Source organism: Streptomyces sp. GbtcB6 (assembly GCF_019091475.1).
GTDB classification, from domain to species: Bacteria; Actinomycetota; Actinomycetes; order Streptomycetales; family Streptomycetaceae; genus Streptomyces; species Streptomyces hyaluromycini.
The window spans coordinates 74031-90314 of the sequence record NZ_JAGXJL010000001.1; the positions used below are offsets into that span (position 1 = coordinate 74031).

The window sequence follows — 16284 nt, forward strand, 5'->3', positions numbered from 1 at the left end:
CGGTCGGAGGCGTGGACGGGTGCCGGTTACGCTCGTCTTGATCCACCTGTCCGTGACTGAGGAGAGCACCGCCGTGACCCACCCCTTCCTCGACCTGCCCCCGCTGACCGCGGCCCGCTTCGCCGCGATCGAGGAGCGGGTGGCCCGCCTGCTGGACACCCGGCAGGACGTCGTGATCACGCAGGGCGAGGCGCTGCTGCCACTGGAGGGGGCGATCAGGGCGGCGGCCGGGCCCGGCACCACCGCGCTGAACGTGATCACCGGCCCGTACGGGCAGACGTTCGGGAACTGGCTGCGGGACTGCGGCGCGACGGTGGTCGACCTCGCGGTGCCGTTCCACACGGCGGTGACGGCCGGGCAGATCCGGGAGGCGTTCGCCGCGCACCCGGAGATCGACTTCGTCTCCCTGGTGCACGCGGAGGCGGCGACCGGCAACACCAACCCGGTCGCGGAGATCGGCGAGGTGGTACGGGCCCACGGCGCCCTCTTCTACCTGGACGCGGTCGCCTCGGTCGGGGCCGAGCCGGTGCTGCCGGACGCGTGGGGCGTGGACCTGTGCGTGATCGGGGCCCAGAAGGCCATGGGCGGTCCGGCGGGCGTCTCGGCGGTCTCGGTGAGCGAGCGGGCGTGGGCCCGGATGGCGGCGAACCCGCAGGCCCCGCGCCGCTCGTACCTCTCCCTGCTGGACTGGAAGGAGCGCTGGGTCGACGGCGGCCGCAAGGTGCTGCTGCACGCTCCGGCACAGCTGGAGATGCTGGCGCTGGAGGCGTGCCTGGAGCGGATCGAGGCGGACGGCCTGGACACCGTGATGACCCGGCACCGCACGGCCGCGCTGGCCACCCGGGCGGGTGCGGTGGCCCTGGGCGGCGGCCTGGAACCGTACGTCCACGCGGAGTCCGACGCGGCACCGGTGGCCACGACACTGCGGGTGCCGTCGGGCGTGGTGGCGTCGGAACTGGTCGCCGAGGCCCTGGCGGGCGACGGCACCCTGCCGCTGGCCGCGGGCGGGGGCGCGCTGGCCAAGGAGATGATCCGGGTCAACCACTACGGGGTGGACGCGACGGCCGACGCCGTCCGGTCGAGCCTGGCGGCGCTCGGCGCGGGACTGGTACGGCGGGGGCTGACGGTGGACCCGGAGGGGGCCCGGCAGGCGGTGGAGTCCGCCTGGCGGTAGACGGCCCGGCCGGCGGGCGCCGGCGGAAGTGTATCGACGGCGCCACCGGCATCCGAATTCAAAGTAAATTCGAATTCCCTTTCATTCGACGGCTCACCCGAGTTCTTCTGCCCGCTTTTTGCGAAGCTAAACCGAGGGAATTTCCTCCGGATTTCACCCCTGTGACGCACCCCACACAGCCGGGCCATTTGCCCGCTTTGCAGTGGGTCATATCGACACATACAGGCAGGGCAGGTTGAGTCGTCGACTCCACCTGCCGTGCATTTTTGTATTTGCCTCGCTAAATTCAATCCGCATGACTGCCCCACAAGCAGACCTGATCGTCGACCGCCCGCTGGTGACCGACGGCGCCGCTCTCTGGCGTATGGCCAGGGATTCCGGAAGCCTCGATCTGAACTCCTCCTACAGCTATCTGCTGTGGTGCCGGGATTTCGCCGGCACCTCGGCGGTGGCGCGCGGCGCGGACGGCGAGCCCGTCGGGTTCGTGACCGGATACACCCGGCCGGACCGGCCGGACACGCTGCTCGTCTGGCAGGTGGCCGTGGACGCCGCGCAGCGCGGGCACGGCGTCGCGGCCCGGCTGCTGGACGGGCTCACGGCACAGGTGGCCGCCGACCGGCCGCTCACCGCCGTCGAGACCACCATCACGCCCGGCAACACCGCCTCCGAGCGGCTGTTCACCTCGTACGCCGCCCGGCACGGCGCCACCGTCGAGCGCTCGGTGCTGTTCGAGGCCGGTGAGTTCCCCGACGGTCCGCACGACCCCGAAGTCCTGTACCGCATCGGCCCCTTGACCCCCACATCGCACTGAGGAGCCCCCGTGACCATCACCCAGCCCGACCTCAGCGTCTTCGAGACCCTGGAGTCCGAGGTCCGCAGCTACTGCCGCGGCTGGCCGACCGTGTTCGACCGGGCCCGGGGCAGCCGCATGCACGACGAGGACGGCCACGAGTTCCTCGACTTCTTCGCCGGCGCCGGATCACTCAACTACGGCCACAACAACCCCGTGCTGAAACGGGCGTTGCTGGACTACCTGGAACGGGACGGGGTCACCCACGGCCTCGACATGTCGACGGTGGCCAAGCGGTCGTTCCTGCAGACCTTCCAGGACCTGGTGCTGCGGCCGCGCGAGCTGCCGTACAAGGTCATGTTCCCGGGGCCGACGGGGACGAACGCCGTCGAGTCGGCTCTCAAGCTCGCCCGGAAGGTGAAGGGACGTGAGGCGATCGTGTCGTTCACCAACGCCTTCCACGGGATGTCCCTCGGGTCGCTGGCCGTCACCGGCAACGCCTTCAAGCGGGCCGGGGCCGGGATCCCGCTGGTGCACGGGACGCCGATGCCGTTCGACAACTACTTCGACGGGACCGTGCCGGACTTCCTCTGGTTCGAGCGGCTCCTTGAGGACCAGGGGTCCGGGCTCAACAAGCCGGCCGCGGTGATCGTGGAGACCGTGCAGGGCGAGGGCGGCATCAACGTCGCCCGGCCCGAATGGCTGCGCGCCCTCAAGGCGCTCTGCGAGCGGCAGGACATGCTGCTGATCGTCGACGACATCCAGATGGGCTGCGGGCGGACCGGTGCCTTCTTCTCCTTCGAGGAGGCGGGGATCGTCCCCGACATCGTCACCGTCTCGAAGTCCATCAGCGGCTACGGACTGCCCATGTCCCTGTGCCTGTTCCGGCCCGAACTGGACGTGTGGGAGCCCGGCGAGCACAACGGCACCTTCCGCGGCAACAACCCCGCCTTCGTCACCGCGACCGCCGCCCTGGAGACCTACTGGGCCGACGGCCCGGCGATGGAGAAGCAGACCCGGGCCAAGGGCGAGCAGGTCGAACAGGGGCTCATCGCGATCGTCGAGGAGAACCTCGCCGACGTGCGGGAGTACCGGGGGCGGGGCCTGGTGTGGGGCCTGGAGTTCCAGGAGAAGGAGCGGGCCGGGCGGATCGCGGGCCGCGCCTTCGAACTCGGGCTGCTCATCGAGACGTCGGGGCCGGAGAGCGAGGTCGTCAAGCTGCTGCCCGCCCTGACCGTCACCCCGGACGAGCTGGACGAGGGGCTGAGCATCCTCGCCCGGGCCGTCCGCGAAACCGTCTGACCGGATCGGGACAAGCCGGATCGAACCAAGGAGGCTGTACACCACCGTGATCGTCCGTTCGTTCAAGGAGATCGAAGGCACCGACCGCCATGTGAGGTCCGCGTCCGGGACCTGGGAGAGCAAACGCATCGTCCTCGCGAAGGAGCGGGTCGGCTTCTCGCTGCACGAGACGGTCCTGTACGCGGGCACGGAGACGTCGATGTGGTACGCCAACCACATCGAGGCCGTCGTCTGCGTCGAGGGCGAGGCCGAGCTGACCGACCACGAGACCGGGACGTCGTACCGGATCACGCCCGGGACCATGTACCTCCTCGACGGGCACGAACGCCACACGCTGCGCGTCAAGGAGGACTTCCGCTGCGTCTGCGTGTTCAACCCGCCGGTCACCGGCCGGGAGGACCACGACGAGAACGGCGTCTATCCCCTGCTGACGGAGGAGGGCTGACCATGACCACGATCACCGACCTGTACCCGAGCCGCGGCCCCGCCGAGGTCGCCGTCCCCCGCAGGGACCCGGTCGTCTGGTCGGCGCCCGGCGCGCCCGGCCCGATCACCGCGGACCGGCTGGAGGCGTTCGAGCGCGACGGCTTCCTCACCGTCGAGCAGCTCATCGGCGACGAGGAAGTCACGCTCTGCCGGAGGGAGTTGGAGCGACTGCTCGCCGACCCGGCGGTCCGGGCCGACGAGCGCGCCATCGTGGAACCGAAGTCCGAGGAGATCCGGTCCGTCTTCGAGGTGCACCGGATCAGCGAGGTGTTCGCGGACCTGGTGCGCGACGAGCGGGTGGTCGGCCGGGCCCGGCAGATCCTCGGCTCGGACGTGTACGTCCACCAGTCCCGGATCAACGTCAAGCCCGGGTTCGGGGCCGGCGGCTTCTACTGGCACTCGGACTTCGAGACCTGGCACGCCGAGGACGGCCTGCCGAACATGCGCACGGTGTCCGTCTCGATCGCCCTGACCGAGAACCACGACACCAACGGCGGCCTGATGATCATGCCGGGCTCGCACAGGACGTTCCTGGGCTGCGCCGGCGCCACGCCCGAGGACAACTACAAGAAGTCGCTGCAGATGCAGGACGCGGGCACACCGTCGGACGCGGCGCTGACCGGGATGGCGGCCGAGTACGGCATCAGGCTGTTCACCGGCAGGGCCGGTTCGGCGACCTGGTTCGACTGCAACTGCATGCACGGCAGCAGCGAGAACATAACCCCGTTCCCGCGCAGCAACGTCTTCATCGTGTTCAACAGCGTGGAGAACACGGCGGTGGAGCCGTTCGCCGCGCCGGTGCGCCGGCCGGAGTTCATTGGGGCACGGGACTTCACCCCGATCCGCTGAGCACCTCGCCTTGCGTCCGGGGGCCGCCACGACCGCCGTGGCGGCCCCCGGGCCGTGTCACAGTGCCGGGTAGTCCGTGTATCCCTCGGCCCCGCCGCCGTAGAACGTCGCCGGGTTCGCGGTGTTGAACGGGCCGCCGGCCTTGAGCCGGGCCGGGAGGTCCGGGTTGGCGAGGAAGAGCTGTCCGTAGGAGACGAGGTCGGCCGTGCCGTCCTCGACGAGGGCGAGGGCCGCCGGGCCGGTGGGGCCCTCGGTCGCCGGGTTGAGGACGAACACCCCGCTGAACCGCTTGCGCAGCGCGGTGGTCAGCTCCCGGGTGCCCGGCACCTCCATCACGTGCAGATACGCCAGGCCCAGCGGCTCCACCGCATCGACCAGCGCCGTGTACGCCGGCTCCGGCTCGGGCTCGTCGATGTCGTTGAACGGGTTGCCCGGGGACAGCCGCAGGGCGGTGCCCTCGGCGCCGATGGCCTCCGCCACCGCCTTGACGGCCGCCACCGCGAACCGGATGCGGGCGGCCGGGGAGCCGCCCCACTCGTCGGTGCGCCGGTTGCTGCCCGGGGCCAGGAACTGGTGGATCAGGTAACCGTTGGCGCCGTGCAGCTCGACGCCGTCGAAGCCGGCCGCCACGGCGGCCCGGGCGGCGGCCGCGTACTCGGCGACGGTGGCGTGGACCTCGCCGTCGGTCAGCGCGCGCGGCTCGACGAAGTCCTTCGGGCCCTCGTGGGTGTACACCTGGCCGCGGGCGGTGACCGCGGAGGGCGCGACGTTGACCAGCCCGTCCGGCAGCAGGTCGGGGTGGCCGATCCGGCCCGTGTGCATGAGCTGGGCGAAGATCAGGCCGCCGGCGGCGTGCACGGCGTCGGTGACGGTGCGCCAGGCGGCGATCTGCTCGGCGCTGTGCAGGCCGGGGGTGTCCGGGTAGCCCTGGCCGACCGCCGAGGGCTGGATGCCCTCGGTCACGATCAGGCCCGCGGAGGCGCGCTGGGTGTAGTACTCCGCCATGAGCGCGGTGGGCAGACCGCCCTGCGCAGCGCGGCTGCGCGTCATCGGAGCCATCGCGATGCGGTTGGCCAGGCGGTGCCCGGGGAGGTCGATCGGTTCGAAGGCAGTGGTCACGGCGTCTCCAGAGATGCTTTTATTGGTCGGCCAAGCAAAACGGCGCCGCCTACTCTACCCCAGTCGTTGGCCGACCAATTAAATCCCTCCGAGCGGGTCTGAGTAGGCTTCGAGGACGGTTACCCGGAAGTCGGAGAGGTGCGGGAGCGACGATGGACGCCACCAAGGAACCGGCGGCGCACGCGGCCGGATGCGGCTGTGTGCTGCCCGCGGCCGCCCAGGGCGGTCCGGTCAGCCACGCGCTGAGCCGTGTGGCGCGGCTGCACCGCACCGCCGCCGCCGGGCTGCTGCGCGGGCTCGGCCTCTATCCGGGCCAGGAGCTGGTGATGATGCACCTGTGGGAGAACGGCCCGGCCCGGCAGGCGGACCTGATAAAGATGCTCGGCCTGGACCCTTCCACGGTGACCAAGATGCTCCAGCGGCTGGAGCAGGCCGGCCAGGTGCGGCGGCTGCCGGACCCCGCGGACCGGCGCGCGGTGCTGGTGGAGGCCACCGAGTCCGGGGCCCGGCTGCTGACCGAGGTGGAGCGGGTGTGGACCGCGCTGGAGGAGGAGAGCCTCGCCGGTCTGGACCCGGCCGAGCGTGCGCAGCTGCTCACCCTGCTCGGCCGGGTCGAGGCCAACCTGTGGACCCGCAACGCGGCACGGACCTGACCCGGTCCGACCCGACAGGTCAGCCCGACCAGCCCGGTCAGCCCGGTCAGCCCGCGAGGGCGTCGAGCAGGCGGTCCACGTCGGCGGGCGTGTTGAAGAGGTGGAAGGCGGCGCGCAGGTTGCCCGCGCGGTTGGAGACCTCGATGCCCGCCCGGCTCAGCTCGGGCTGACGGCCGCCGAGCCCGGGGACCGAGACGATCGCCGAGCCGGGGGCGGGCACCGGCTCGTGTCCGAGGACCGCGAGCCCGGCGCGGAACCGGTCGGCGAGGCCCACGTCGTGGGCGTGCACGGCGGCCACGCCGAGTTCCTCGATCAGGTCGAGCGAGCGGCGCAGGCCGGCGAACGTGAACAGGGCGTGGGTGAGGTCGAACCGCCGGGCGGAGTGGGCGAGTTCGGCGACCGGGCCGTAGCAGCTGTCCCACGGCTCCTCGCCCGCGACCCAGCCCGCGAGGACCGGTGTCAGCCCGCCGAAGTCCTCGGGGACCACGAGGAAGGCCGCGCCGTGCGGGCCGAGCAGCCACTTGAAGGAGACGGACGCGGTGAAGTCGTACGCGTCGGCGTCCATCGGCAGCCAGCCGGCCGCCTGGGAGAAATCGACGTAGGTGCGGGCCCCGTGCGCGCGGGCGGCCTCGCGCAGCGCGGGCAGGTCGGCGATCCGGCCGTCCGCCGACTGCGCCGCGCTGACCGCGACGAGGGCGGTGCCCGGCCGGACGGACTCGGCGACGCGCTCCAGCGGCACCGCGCGGACCTTGAGGTCGCCGCGGACGTGGAAGGGGTTCAGTACGGAGGTGAAGTCGTCCTCGGCGGTGAGGACTTCGGCGCCGGCCGGCAGCGAGGCGGCGATCACGCCGGAGTGCGCGGCGACCGAGGCGCCCGCCGCGACCCGGGTGGCCGGGACGCCGGCGAGCCGGGCATAGGCGGCCCGGCACGCTTCGACGTCCTCGTACAGCGAGGTCAGGGGCCGGCCTTCGGCCCGCAGCAGTGCCGCCTCGTGCAGGGCGGCCACGGTACGGGCGGGCAGCAGGCCGTTGCTGGCGGTGTTGAGGTAGGTGCTCTTCGGGGTGAACTCGGCGCGGACGAGGCTCTCGAACGTCTCCGTGGTCTCCATGCGTCCACTCTGCGGCCCGGGGAACCCCCCGTCCATTGCGGATTTCTACCTGGATCCGCCAAGCGACGCTTATACGACGGCCCTGACCTGTACTTTCCCAGCGCCTGCCCAGCGGCTGCCCAGCGGCTGCCCAGCCGCTTTCTCAGTGCTGCGGCACCGCGCACCCGTCAGGCCCGCAGGCCTCCGCGCCGCCCTCGTCGATGAGCTTCAGCGGGGAACGCGCTCCCCAGGCCTGGCTGAGCGCCTGCGTGAACAACTCGGCGGGCTGGGCCCCCGAGACCCCGTACTTCCGGTCGAGGACGAAGAACGGCACCCCGTTCGCACCGAGCTCGGCGGCCTCGCGCTCGTCGGCGCGGACCTCCTCGGCGTAGCGGGAGGGGTCGGCGAGCACCTCGCGCACGGCCGCCGAGTCCAGCCCGGCCTCCGCGGCCAGCTCCACGAGCCGCTCTTCGCCCTCGCTGAAGACGGACCGCTCCTCGGCGAAGTTCGCCCGGTACAGGATCTGGATCAGCTCGTCCTGGCGGCCCTGCTCCTTGGCGAAGTGCAGCAGCCGGTGCATGTCGAAGGTGTTGCCGTGGTCGCGCCCCCGGGTCCGGTACGCCAGTCCTTCGGCGGCGGCCTGCGCGCCCAGGTTCTCCTCGCCGGCCTGGGCCTGCGCCTCGCTCATGCCGTACTTCTTGATGAGCATGGCGAGCACGGGCTGGACGTCGTCCTTGGCGCGGCCGGGGTCCAGCTCGAAGGAGCGGTGCACGACCTCGACGTCGTCGCGGTGCGGGAAGGCGGCGAGCGCCTTCTCAAAACGCGCTTTTCCGACATAGCACCAAGGGCAAGCGATATCGGACCAGATCTCGACGCGCATGTTGTCGGCTCTCCAGGTAGTCACAAGAAATCTGTCAACTACCTGAACCTTCAATCAGCCCGCGTCATTCCCCGCCCACCGCGTACCGCAGGTACACGTGGTGATCGCCTTCGGCCGGCGGGTTCTCCGGGTCCGGCACCCAGCCCTGGCGGGCGTAGAAGGCCTGGGCGCGCCGGTTGTCGACGTGCACGTCCAGCACGGCGGTCCGCCTGCCCTCGGCCCGCCACTGCTCCAGGCAGGCGGCGTGCAGGGCGGTGCCGACACCGGCCCGCCAGCGGTCGGGGTCGACAAGGAACTGGAACAGCTTGACCGTTTCGGCAGCGGCGCCCTCCGGGGTACGGAAGGAGGCGACCCCGATGACGGCGCCCGCTTCCACCACGCACAGCACCTGCCTGTCGGGCCGCTCGACGGCGCCGCGCCAGGCGGCCGTCCAGTCGATGCCGTCGTCCGGGAGGCCGTCCGGGTAGTACGTCGACCGGGCCCGGTGGTGCAGCGCGGCAATCGTCTCCGCCTCCGCGGACAGGGCCGTACGGATCACGCGGAGCCCCTTCACACGGTCACTGATCATGCAACGGAGGACGTGACCGCGCCTTCGCCGGTTCCGTGCCGGCTGAACTGGGCCCGGTACGCGCTCGGGGTGAGCCCGGTGCGGCGGACCAGGTGGGCGCGGAGGGAGTCGGCGGTGCCGAGGCCGCAGGCGGCGGCCACCTGGTCCATGGCGAGCGTGGTGGTCTCCAGCAACTCCTTGGCCCTCTCGACGCGCTGGTGCAGCAGCCACTGCAGCGGGCTGACCCCGCTCTCGGCGTGGAAACGGCGGGTGAGGGTGCGCACGGAGACCCCGGCGTGCCGGGCCAGGTCGGTGAGGGTGAGCGGCTTGTCGAGGTTGCGCATGGCCCAGCCGCGGGTGTCGGCGCAGGCGGTGCCGCGCTCGGGCGGCAGCGGGGTGTGGGTGAACTGGGTCTGCCCGCCGGGCCGTACGGGCGCGACCAGGGCGAGGCGGGCGACCTCGTTGGCGACGGCGGCGCCGTAGTCGGTGCGGATGAGGTGCAGGCACAGGTCGATGCCGGCGGCGTACCCGGAGGAGGTGAGGAACGGGCCGTCCTGGGCGTAGAGGACGTCGCCCTGGACCTCGACGTCGGGGTGACGGCGGCGCAGTTCGTCGGCGTGCGCCCAGTAGGTGGTCGCCCTGCGGCCCTTGAGCAGTCCGGCCTCGGCGAGCGAGAAGGCGCCGGTGCAGATGGAGGCGATGCGCACCCCCGCGTCGGCGGCCTCGCGCAGCGCCGCCAGCACCCGGGGGTCCGGCGAGTAGAGCTTGCCGGTGCCGGCCACGATCACGGTGTCCGCCTCCCGCAGCGCCTCCAGCCCGTGCGGGACGTGCAGGTCCAGGCCGCCCGTCGTGGGCACCGGGCCGGGGTCGGGCGCGCAGATCACCACCTCGTACCCGGGCCGCCCGTCGACCTCGACCTTGTCGAACAGCAGCTCCGGGATGGCGAGGTTGAACATCGACACGGGCGGCGACGCGACAACCGCTACTCGCAGCATGGCCAGAACCTCCGGATGCATGGCTTTCGGGCCACTACTGTACGCCGCGGCCGATCAGCAGCATGGAGCCATGCCAACCGACCAGACCCGACGGCCCGCCCGACTCGACACCGGAAAAGGCGAGTTGAGGAAGGGGCCCAGCTACACCCCCGCCCTCACCCTGACCGCCGCCCTGCTGGGCTTCGCACTCATCACCCTCGACGCGTCCGTGGTGAACGTGGCCCTGCCCGCGATCGGCTCGGCGCTCGGCGGCGGCCTGTCCGGACTCCAGTGGACGGTGGACGCCTACACGCTGGCCTTCGCCGCCCTGATGCTCTCCACCGGCGCCTTCGCGGACCGGGCCGGGGCGAGCCGGGCGTACGGCATCGGCATCGCCGTCTTCACCCTCGCCTCGGCGGCCTGCGGCCTGGCCCCGACCCTCCCGGTGCTGATCGGCGCACGCGTGGTGCAGGGCGCCGCGGCGGCCGTCGTACTCCCGGCGTCGCTCTCCCTGGTACGGCACGCGTACGCGGATCCCGCACAGCGTGCGAAGGCGGTGGCGCTGTGGGGAGCCGGCGGCTCGGTCGCGCTGGCGCTGGGCCCGGTGGCGGGCGGCGCGCTGACCGCGGCCTGGAACTGGCGCGGGATCTTCTTCATCAACCTGCCGCTCGGGGCGGTCGCCCTGCTCCTGCTGGTGCGCGCCCCGCGCTCGGAGCGCCGCCCGGCCCCACTGGACCTGCCCGGCCAGCTCACCGCCGTGGTCACCCTCACCGCCCTCACCTTCGCGGTCATCGAGGGCGGTACGCCGGGACTCGCGGCCTTCGCCGTGGCACTGGCGGCCGCCGTCCTGTTCGTCCGCGTCGAGCGACGGCAGGCGCACCCGGTCGTCCCGCTGGAGCTGTTCCGGGACGGGGCGGTACGGGTGTCCGTGGCAGCCGGGGTGGCGTGCAGCGTGGCCTTCTACGGCGTGGTGTTCGTCTTCTCGCTCTTCTTCCAGCAGGTACAGGGCCGTTCAGCGCTGTACACCGGGCTGTTGTTCCTGCCGATGTCCGGGCTGATCGGGGTGACGAACGTCGTGTCCGGAAAACTGGCGGCCCGCTACGGACCGCGGCTGCCGATGCTGATCGGCCAGGCGCTGGCCGCGGCCGGACTGCTGGGCCTGCTGACCGTCGGCTCCGGCACGCCCGCCGTCGTGGTGGCCGTCCTGCTGGTCCCGATGGCGCTCGGCTGCGCGCTGACCGTGCCGCCGCTGACCGTCGTCATGATGGAGGCCGTGCCGGCCGAGCGTGCGGGCCTGGCGGCCGGGGTGCTCAACGCGGCACGGCAGGTGGCCGGCGGACTCGGGATCGCGGTGTTCGGCGCCCTGGTCGGCGGCGGCTTCGCCGCGGGAATGCGGGCGAGTCTGACACTGGCCGCGGTCCTGTTCGCCGTGACCTTCGTCCTCAGCTTCCGTCGCGCAGGTCGGCCGGCCAGTCGGGCCTGAACTCGATGTGGTCGTACGTCACCACACACCCCTCCCCTATGGGCGACTGGGTCATGAAGCCGACCAGGGCGCCCTCCGTCTCCTTCTCGCCGCCCAGGGTGAACAGTCGCACGAAGACCCACTTCTTGCCGTCCCGGGAGGCGTGGAAGGCGAGCGCCCGCCCGGTCCGGCTGATCCGCAGCCAGACCGAACTTCCCTCCACCGTGAAGGCGTTGGAGTCGTCGGAGTGCCCCCGGGTGACCACGGTGCAGACGGTGGGCACGTCCGGGGAGTTCTCCAGGCAGAGCTTGGCCCAGGCCCGGTCGCCGACATGGACGTACAGCACACCGGCGTCGAAGGCGGCACCGAACCCGACGGTGACCCGGGCGATCAGCTGGAAGTCCCCTTCGGGCGCCCCGAGCAGCCGGGGCGCGTCCGAGGCGGGATCCAGCGCCTCCCCGGTGGGCGACACGAACCGGTCCTGCCGGGCCCCGGCCCACCCGGTGAGCACCCCGTCCTCATAGAACCAGTGCCCGTCGGGCCCATAGGTACGGAGGGAGAAAGGAAGTTCGGGAAGTTCGACGTCCATGGTCAGATTGTGTCAGCAGAACCATTCGACATACGCACGGGCAGCCAACCCCGAAGGGCCGCGAAACCGAGCGTGAAAGCCGGGGCGGGCCCGGCCGACCCAAAGGGCCGCGAAACCGAGCGTGAAAGCCAGGCCAAGCCCGGCCACCCCAAAGGGCCGTGGCCCCGAGCGTGAAAGCCAGGGCAAGCCCAGCCGACCCAGGGGCGCGGGGAACTGCGCGAGCGGCCACGGACGACCCGCACCCGCCGAACCACCCCACGCCCCTACGGCGCTAACGCTCCAGGACCCCGTTGAACCGCCGGGGAAGCCCCAGCGGGTTCTCGTCCCGAAGCTCCGCCGGCAGCAGCGCGGCAGGCGCCCCCTGATAGGCCACCGGCCGCAGCCACCGCTCGATGGCCGTACCGCCCACAGAAGTCGACGTGGACGTGGTGGCCGGGTACGGCCCGCCGTGATGCTGGGCCGGGGCCACGGCGACCCCCGTCGGCCAGCCATTCACCAGCACGCGCCCGGCCAGCGGCGTCAGCTCCGCGAGGATCTCCGCCCCCAGCCCCTCCCCCGCGGCCTCCTCGGCAGAGACATGCACCGTCGCCGTGAGGTTCCCCGGCAGCCGTGACAGCACCGACGTCGCCTCACCCCGGTCCTCGTAGCGGACCACCACGGTCACCGGCCCGAAGCACTCCTCGATGAGCAGGTCATGGGCCCCCTCCTCGGCCAGCCTCGCCGCCGGCACCGTCAGGAACCCGGCGCTCACGGTGTGCTCGCCGCCCGCCCCGGGCGTCACCGGGGTCTCCACGTCGGGGAGTCCGGCGCGCTCCGCGACCCCGGCGACGAAGTTGTCCCGCATCCGGTGGTCGAGCAGCACGCCCGCGTCGGTGTTGCTGACCGCGTCCGTGAGGGACTTGACCAGGCCGTCACCGGCGGCGCCGGCCGGCACCAGCACCAGGCCCGGCTTCACGCAGAACTGCCCGACGCCCAGCGTCATCGACCCGGCGAGCCCGGTACCGATCTCCTCGGCCCGCTCGGTGGCCGCGGCCTCCGTGACGAGGACCGGGTTCAGGGAGCCCAGCTCGCCGTGGAACGGGATCGGCACCGCACGCGCGGCGGCCGCGTCGAAGAGCGCACGTCCGCCCCGGACGGAACCGGTGAAGCCCGCGGCGGCGACCAGCGGGTGACCGATCAGCTCGATGCCGGCCTGGAAGCCGTGCACGAGACCGACGACGGCCTCCGGGATGCCGTGCTCGGCCGCGGCCAGGCGCAGCACCTTGGCGACCAGCTCGGACAGGGCCGGGTGGTCGGGGTGGGCCTTGACGACGACCGGGTTGCCGGCGGCCAGCGCGCTCGCGGTGTCGCCGCCGGCGACGGAGAAGGCGAAGGGGAAGTTGGAGGCCGAGTAGACGGCGACGACACCCAGCGGGACCTTGTAGCGGCGCAGGTCCGGGATGGGCGGGGTGGCGGTGGCGTCGGGGTGGTTGATGATGACGTCGAGGAAGGCGCCCTCGTCGACGATGTCGGCGAAGGCCCGCAGCTGGTAGCCGGTACGGGCGAGTTCCCCGGTCAGCCGGACGGGGCCGAGCGCGGTCTCCGCGTCGGCGGCCTCGACCAGCCGGTCCTTCGCCGCGTCGAGTCCGGCGGCGGCCGAGCGCAGGAAGGCGGCGCGGACCGTGCGGTCGGCGAGGAAGCCGCGGGCGGCGTGCGCGGCCGTGACGACCGCGTCGACCTCCTCGGCTGTGGCCTCCACCGCAACCTGTTCACGCTGCTTCCCGGTGCGCGGGTCGACACTCCAGACTGGTGCTGCTGCCACCGCGGGTCCCTCCATGGTTGCGTCCTGCCGCAATATCCGGGTCATATCCGGGTCATTCACCAGGGATGTTCGATATACTGAACGCTGTCTCTGATGATGAATATGCTGTTGGAGACTATAACCTCGGTTTCTCGTCCAACGAAGGGGTCAAGGGCGATGTCGGCAGGCGAGACAGGCGGCGGGGCACAGGTCAAGTCCGCGGTACGGACCGTGGAGTTGCTGGAGTACTTCGCCGGCCGGCCCGGTATGCACTCCCTCGCGGCCGTCCAGGAGGCCGTCGGATATCCCAAGTCCAGCCTCTACATGCTGCTGCGCACACTGGTGGAGCTGGGCTGGGTGGAGACGGACGCGACCGGCACCCGGTACGGCATCGGGGTGCGGGCCCTGCTGGTCGGCACGTCGTACATCGACGGCGACGAGGTGGTCGCGGCGGCCCGCCCGACCCTGGACCGGCTCTCCGACGACACCACGGAGACCATCCACCTGGCGCGTCTCGACGGCACGAACGTGGTCTACCTGGCCACCCGCCAGTCCCAGCACTACCTGCGCCCCTTCACCCGGGTCGGCCGCCGCCTGCCCGCGCACTCCACCTCGCTCGGCAAGGCGCTGCTCGCCACCCACACCGACGAGCAGGTCCGCAAACTGCTGCCGGAGACGCTCCCCGCTCTCACCGAGCACACCATCACGGACCGCGAGAAGCTCATCGAGGAGCTCCACCAGATCCGCGAGCAGGGTTTCGCGATCGACCGCGAGGAGAACACGCTCGGGCTGCGCTGCTTCGGCGTGGCGATCCCCTACCGCACCCCGGCCCGCGACGCGATCAGCTGCTCGGTCCCGGTGGCCCGCCTCACCCCGGCTCATGAACAGATGATCAAGGACGCCCTGTTCGACGCGCGGGACCGCCTGACGCTGGCGACGCGCCGGCTCTGACCCGGCGGGGCTCGCATGAGCGGACGATGAGAAATCCGGCCGCATGGAACGGAGGCCCCCTGTTCGCTCGTCTGTCTGAGCGGGATGAACAAAACGATCAGGCGGGCGTCCGTCTTCGCACTGCTGCTCGTGGTCGCTCTGCTGGTCAGGGCGACATGGGTGCAGTTCTACGACGGCCAGGCTCTCGCGGACGACACGGACAACCGGCGCAACGTCATCGAGACGTACTCACAGCCGCTCGGGAACATCATCGTGGCCGGTGAGTCGATCACCGGCTCGACCAGGACGTCGGGCAGCAGCGACCTCAGGTACAAGCGCACGTACACGGACGGCAAGCTGTACGCGGCGGTGACGGGCTATGCCTCGCAGAGCTATGCCCCGACCCAGTTGGAGGGCATCTACCAGGACCTGCTCAACGGCACCGACAGCCGGCTCAGGACGGTCATGGACACGGTCACCGGCGAGCGCGCCGAGCCGGGCAACGTGATCACGACGATCGACCCGGGCGTCCAGAAGGCGGCGTACCGGGCGCTCGGCGGCAACAAGGGCGCGGCGGTCGCGATCGACCCGGAGACCGGCAAGATCCTGGCGGTCGTGTCGACCCCGTCGTACGACCCCTCCTCGCTCACCGACGCCAACACCGCCGGCACGGCCTGGAAGAAGCTGACCGCCGACAGCGACAAGCCGCTCACCAACCGGGCACTGCGCCAGCCGCTGCCGCCGGGCTCGACGTTCAAGCTGGTGGTCGCGGCGGCGGCCCTGGAGGACGGCCTCTACGCGAACGTCGACACGAAGACCGACAGCCCGGACCCGTACACCCTGCCCGGCACGACGACCCCGCTGAAGAACGAGAACACCGCGGCACCCTGCGAGAACGCCTCGATCCGCACCGCCCTGCGGTACTCCTGCAACAACGTCTTCGGGAAGATGGCCGTCGACCTGGGCCAGGACAAGGTCCGGGCGATGGCCGAGAAGTTCGGCTTCAACGACGCCAAGCTGGACGTGCCGGTGCGCGCGTACGCCAGCGTCTACCCCTCCGGCATGGACAAGGCCCAGACCGGCCTCTCCGGCATCGGCCAGTTCGACGTCACGGCGACCCCGCTCCAGATGGCCATGGTGTCGGCTGCGATAGCCGACGGCGGCAAGCTGGTCTCCCCGCACATGGTCTCGCAGATCACCGACAGCGGCGGTGACGTGCTGAAGGACTACGACGACGAGGCGGGCAGCAAGCAGATCGTCAGCTCCTCGACCGCGGAGCAGTTGCAGTCCGCGATGGAGACGGTCGTCAAGGACGGCACGGGCACGAACGCGCTGATCGACGGCGTGACGGTGGGCGGCAAGACGGGCACGGCCCAGCACGGCGAGAACAACAGCAAGACGCCGTACGCCTGGTTCACGTCGTACGGCAAGTCCGACAGCACGGGCAAGGAGGTCGCGGTGGCGGTCCTGGTCGAGCAGTCGGACGCGGCGCGGTCGGAGGTCAGCGGCAACGGGCTGGCGGCTCCTGTGGCCAAGGCGATGATGCAAGCAGCGCTGAAGTAAAGCGCCCTGTAAGGGGCGCGGGGCGGTAGTCGATTTGCGGCTACCGCCGCGCGGGCGCGACCAGCCACGACGAACCCGCGGCCTCCAACGCACCCCCGC

At 71.6% G+C, this 16284-nt stretch carries 16 protein-coding genes; 9 read left to right on the top strand and 7 right to left on the bottom strand.

What is annotated here, in order from left to right; translation table 11 throughout:
- The first annotated feature begins 73 nt into the window (after positions 1-73).
- The 5 genes from KVT45_RS00360 (at position 74) to thpD (ending at position 4601) form a co-directional block, all read left to right on the top strand.
- Positions 74-1174 (top strand): aminotransferase class V-fold PLP-dependent enzyme, encoded by a 1101-nt coding sequence (locus KVT45_RS00360; protein WP_217544844.1) that lies wholly within the window; start codon positions 74-76, stop codon positions 1172-1174.
- Between the two features lie 295 nt (positions 1175-1469).
- Positions 1470-1985: a diaminobutyrate acetyltransferase gene (ectA, locus tag KVT45_RS00365; protein ID WP_217544121.1), complete on the top strand. Its 516-nt coding sequence runs from the start codon at positions 1470-1472 to the stop codon at positions 1983-1985.
- A 9-nt stretch (positions 1986-1994) separates the two neighbouring features.
- Positions 1995-3266 carry a diaminobutyrate--2-oxoglutarate transaminase gene (gene ectB, locus KVT45_RS00370; protein ID WP_217544123.1) on the top strand — a complete coding sequence of 424 codons (1272 nt, stop codon included), beginning with the start codon at positions 1995-1997 and terminating at the stop codon, positions 3264-3266.
- Between the two features lie 46 nt (positions 3267-3312).
- A complete protein-coding gene (locus tag KVT45_RS00375) occupies positions 3313-3711 on the top strand; it encodes an ectoine synthase (protein WP_089100841.1) in 399 nt (132 codons plus the stop codon).
- Positions 3712-3713: 2 nt separating this feature from the next.
- A complete protein-coding gene (gene thpD, locus KVT45_RS00380; RefSeq protein WP_217544125.1) occupies positions 3714-4601 on the top strand; it encodes an ectoine hydroxylase in 888 nt (295 codons plus the stop codon).
- 57 nt (positions 4602-4658) lie between these two features.
- Here thpD and KVT45_RS00385 read toward each other — a convergent pair whose 3' ends face one another.
- Positions 4659-5720 carry an alkene reductase gene (locus KVT45_RS00385; RefSeq protein WP_217544127.1) on the bottom strand — a complete coding sequence of 354 codons (1062 nt, stop codon included), beginning with the start codon at positions 5718-5720 and terminating at the stop codon, positions 4659-4661.
- Between the two features lie 152 nt (positions 5721-5872).
- Between KVT45_RS00385 and KVT45_RS00390 the strand changes: the two genes are divergently transcribed.
- The gene (locus KVT45_RS00390) at positions 5873-6373 is read left to right on the top strand and encodes a MarR family winged helix-turn-helix transcriptional regulator (protein WP_217544129.1); all 501 of its coding nucleotides are present in this window, start codon (positions 5873-5875) and stop codon (positions 6371-6373) included.
- 46 nt (positions 6374-6419) lie between these two features.
- On the opposite strand, the gene KVT45_RS00395 is transcribed toward KVT45_RS00390, so the two are convergent.
- From KVT45_RS00395 to KVT45_RS00410, 4 genes are all read right to left on the bottom strand, one after another.
- Positions 6420-7481 carry an aminotransferase class V-fold PLP-dependent enzyme gene (locus tag KVT45_RS00395; protein WP_217544131.1) on the bottom strand — a complete coding sequence of 354 codons (1062 nt, stop codon included), beginning with the start codon at positions 7479-7481 and terminating at the stop codon, positions 6420-6422.
- Positions 7482-7623: 142 nt separating this feature from the next.
- Entirely contained in the window at positions 7624-8340 is a 717-nt protein-coding gene (locus KVT45_RS00400; protein WP_217544845.1) for a DsbA family oxidoreductase, read from the bottom strand.
- Between the two features lie 64 nt (positions 8341-8404).
- Entirely contained in the window at positions 8405-8908 is a 504-nt protein-coding gene (locus KVT45_RS00405) for a GNAT family N-acetyltransferase (protein ID WP_217544133.1), read from the bottom strand.
- Positions 8905-9882, bottom strand: coding sequence for a GlxA family transcriptional regulator (locus KVT45_RS00410; protein WP_217544135.1), 978 nt, complete (start codon positions 9880-9882; stop codon positions 8905-8907). Before KVT45_RS00410 ends, KVT45_RS00405 begins: the two co-directional genes overlap by 4 nt.
- Before the next feature lie 70 nt (positions 9883-9952).
- On the opposite strand from KVT45_RS00410, the gene KVT45_RS00415 reads away from it, so the two are divergent.
- Positions 9953-11344, top strand: coding sequence for an MFS transporter (locus KVT45_RS00415; RefSeq protein WP_217544137.1), 1392 nt, complete (start codon positions 9953-9955; stop codon positions 11342-11344).
- On the opposite strand, the gene KVT45_RS00420 is transcribed toward KVT45_RS00415, so the two are convergent.
- Both KVT45_RS00420 and KVT45_RS00425 read right to left on the bottom strand, forming a co-directional pair.
- On the bottom strand, positions 11304-11912 hold the full coding sequence (locus tag KVT45_RS00420) for a DUF1349 domain-containing protein (protein ID WP_217544139.1): 609 nt from the start codon (positions 11910-11912) through the stop codon (positions 11304-11306). The two genes, KVT45_RS00415 and KVT45_RS00420, sit on opposite strands and share 41 nt — an antisense overlap.
- 271 nt (positions 11913-12183) lie before the next feature.
- Complete coding sequence (locus tag KVT45_RS00425) at positions 12184-13713, bottom strand: aldehyde dehydrogenase (NADP(+)) (RefSeq protein ID WP_308310607.1); 1530 nt, start codon at positions 13711-13713, stop codon at positions 12184-12186.
- Positions 13714-13869: 156 nt separating this feature from the next.
- Here KVT45_RS00425 and KVT45_RS00430 point away from each other — a divergent pair, with 156 nt between their 5' ends.
- Positions 13870-14643, top strand: coding sequence for an IclR family transcriptional regulator (locus KVT45_RS00430; RefSeq protein ID WP_123978118.1), 774 nt, complete (start codon positions 13870-13872; stop codon positions 14641-14643).
- Between the two features lie 84 nt (positions 14644-14727).
- Entirely contained in the window at positions 14728-16185 is a 1458-nt protein-coding gene (locus KVT45_RS00435) for a penicillin-binding protein 2 (RefSeq protein WP_217544143.1), read from the top strand.
- The last annotated feature ends 99 nt before the right edge of the window (positions 16186-16284 follow it).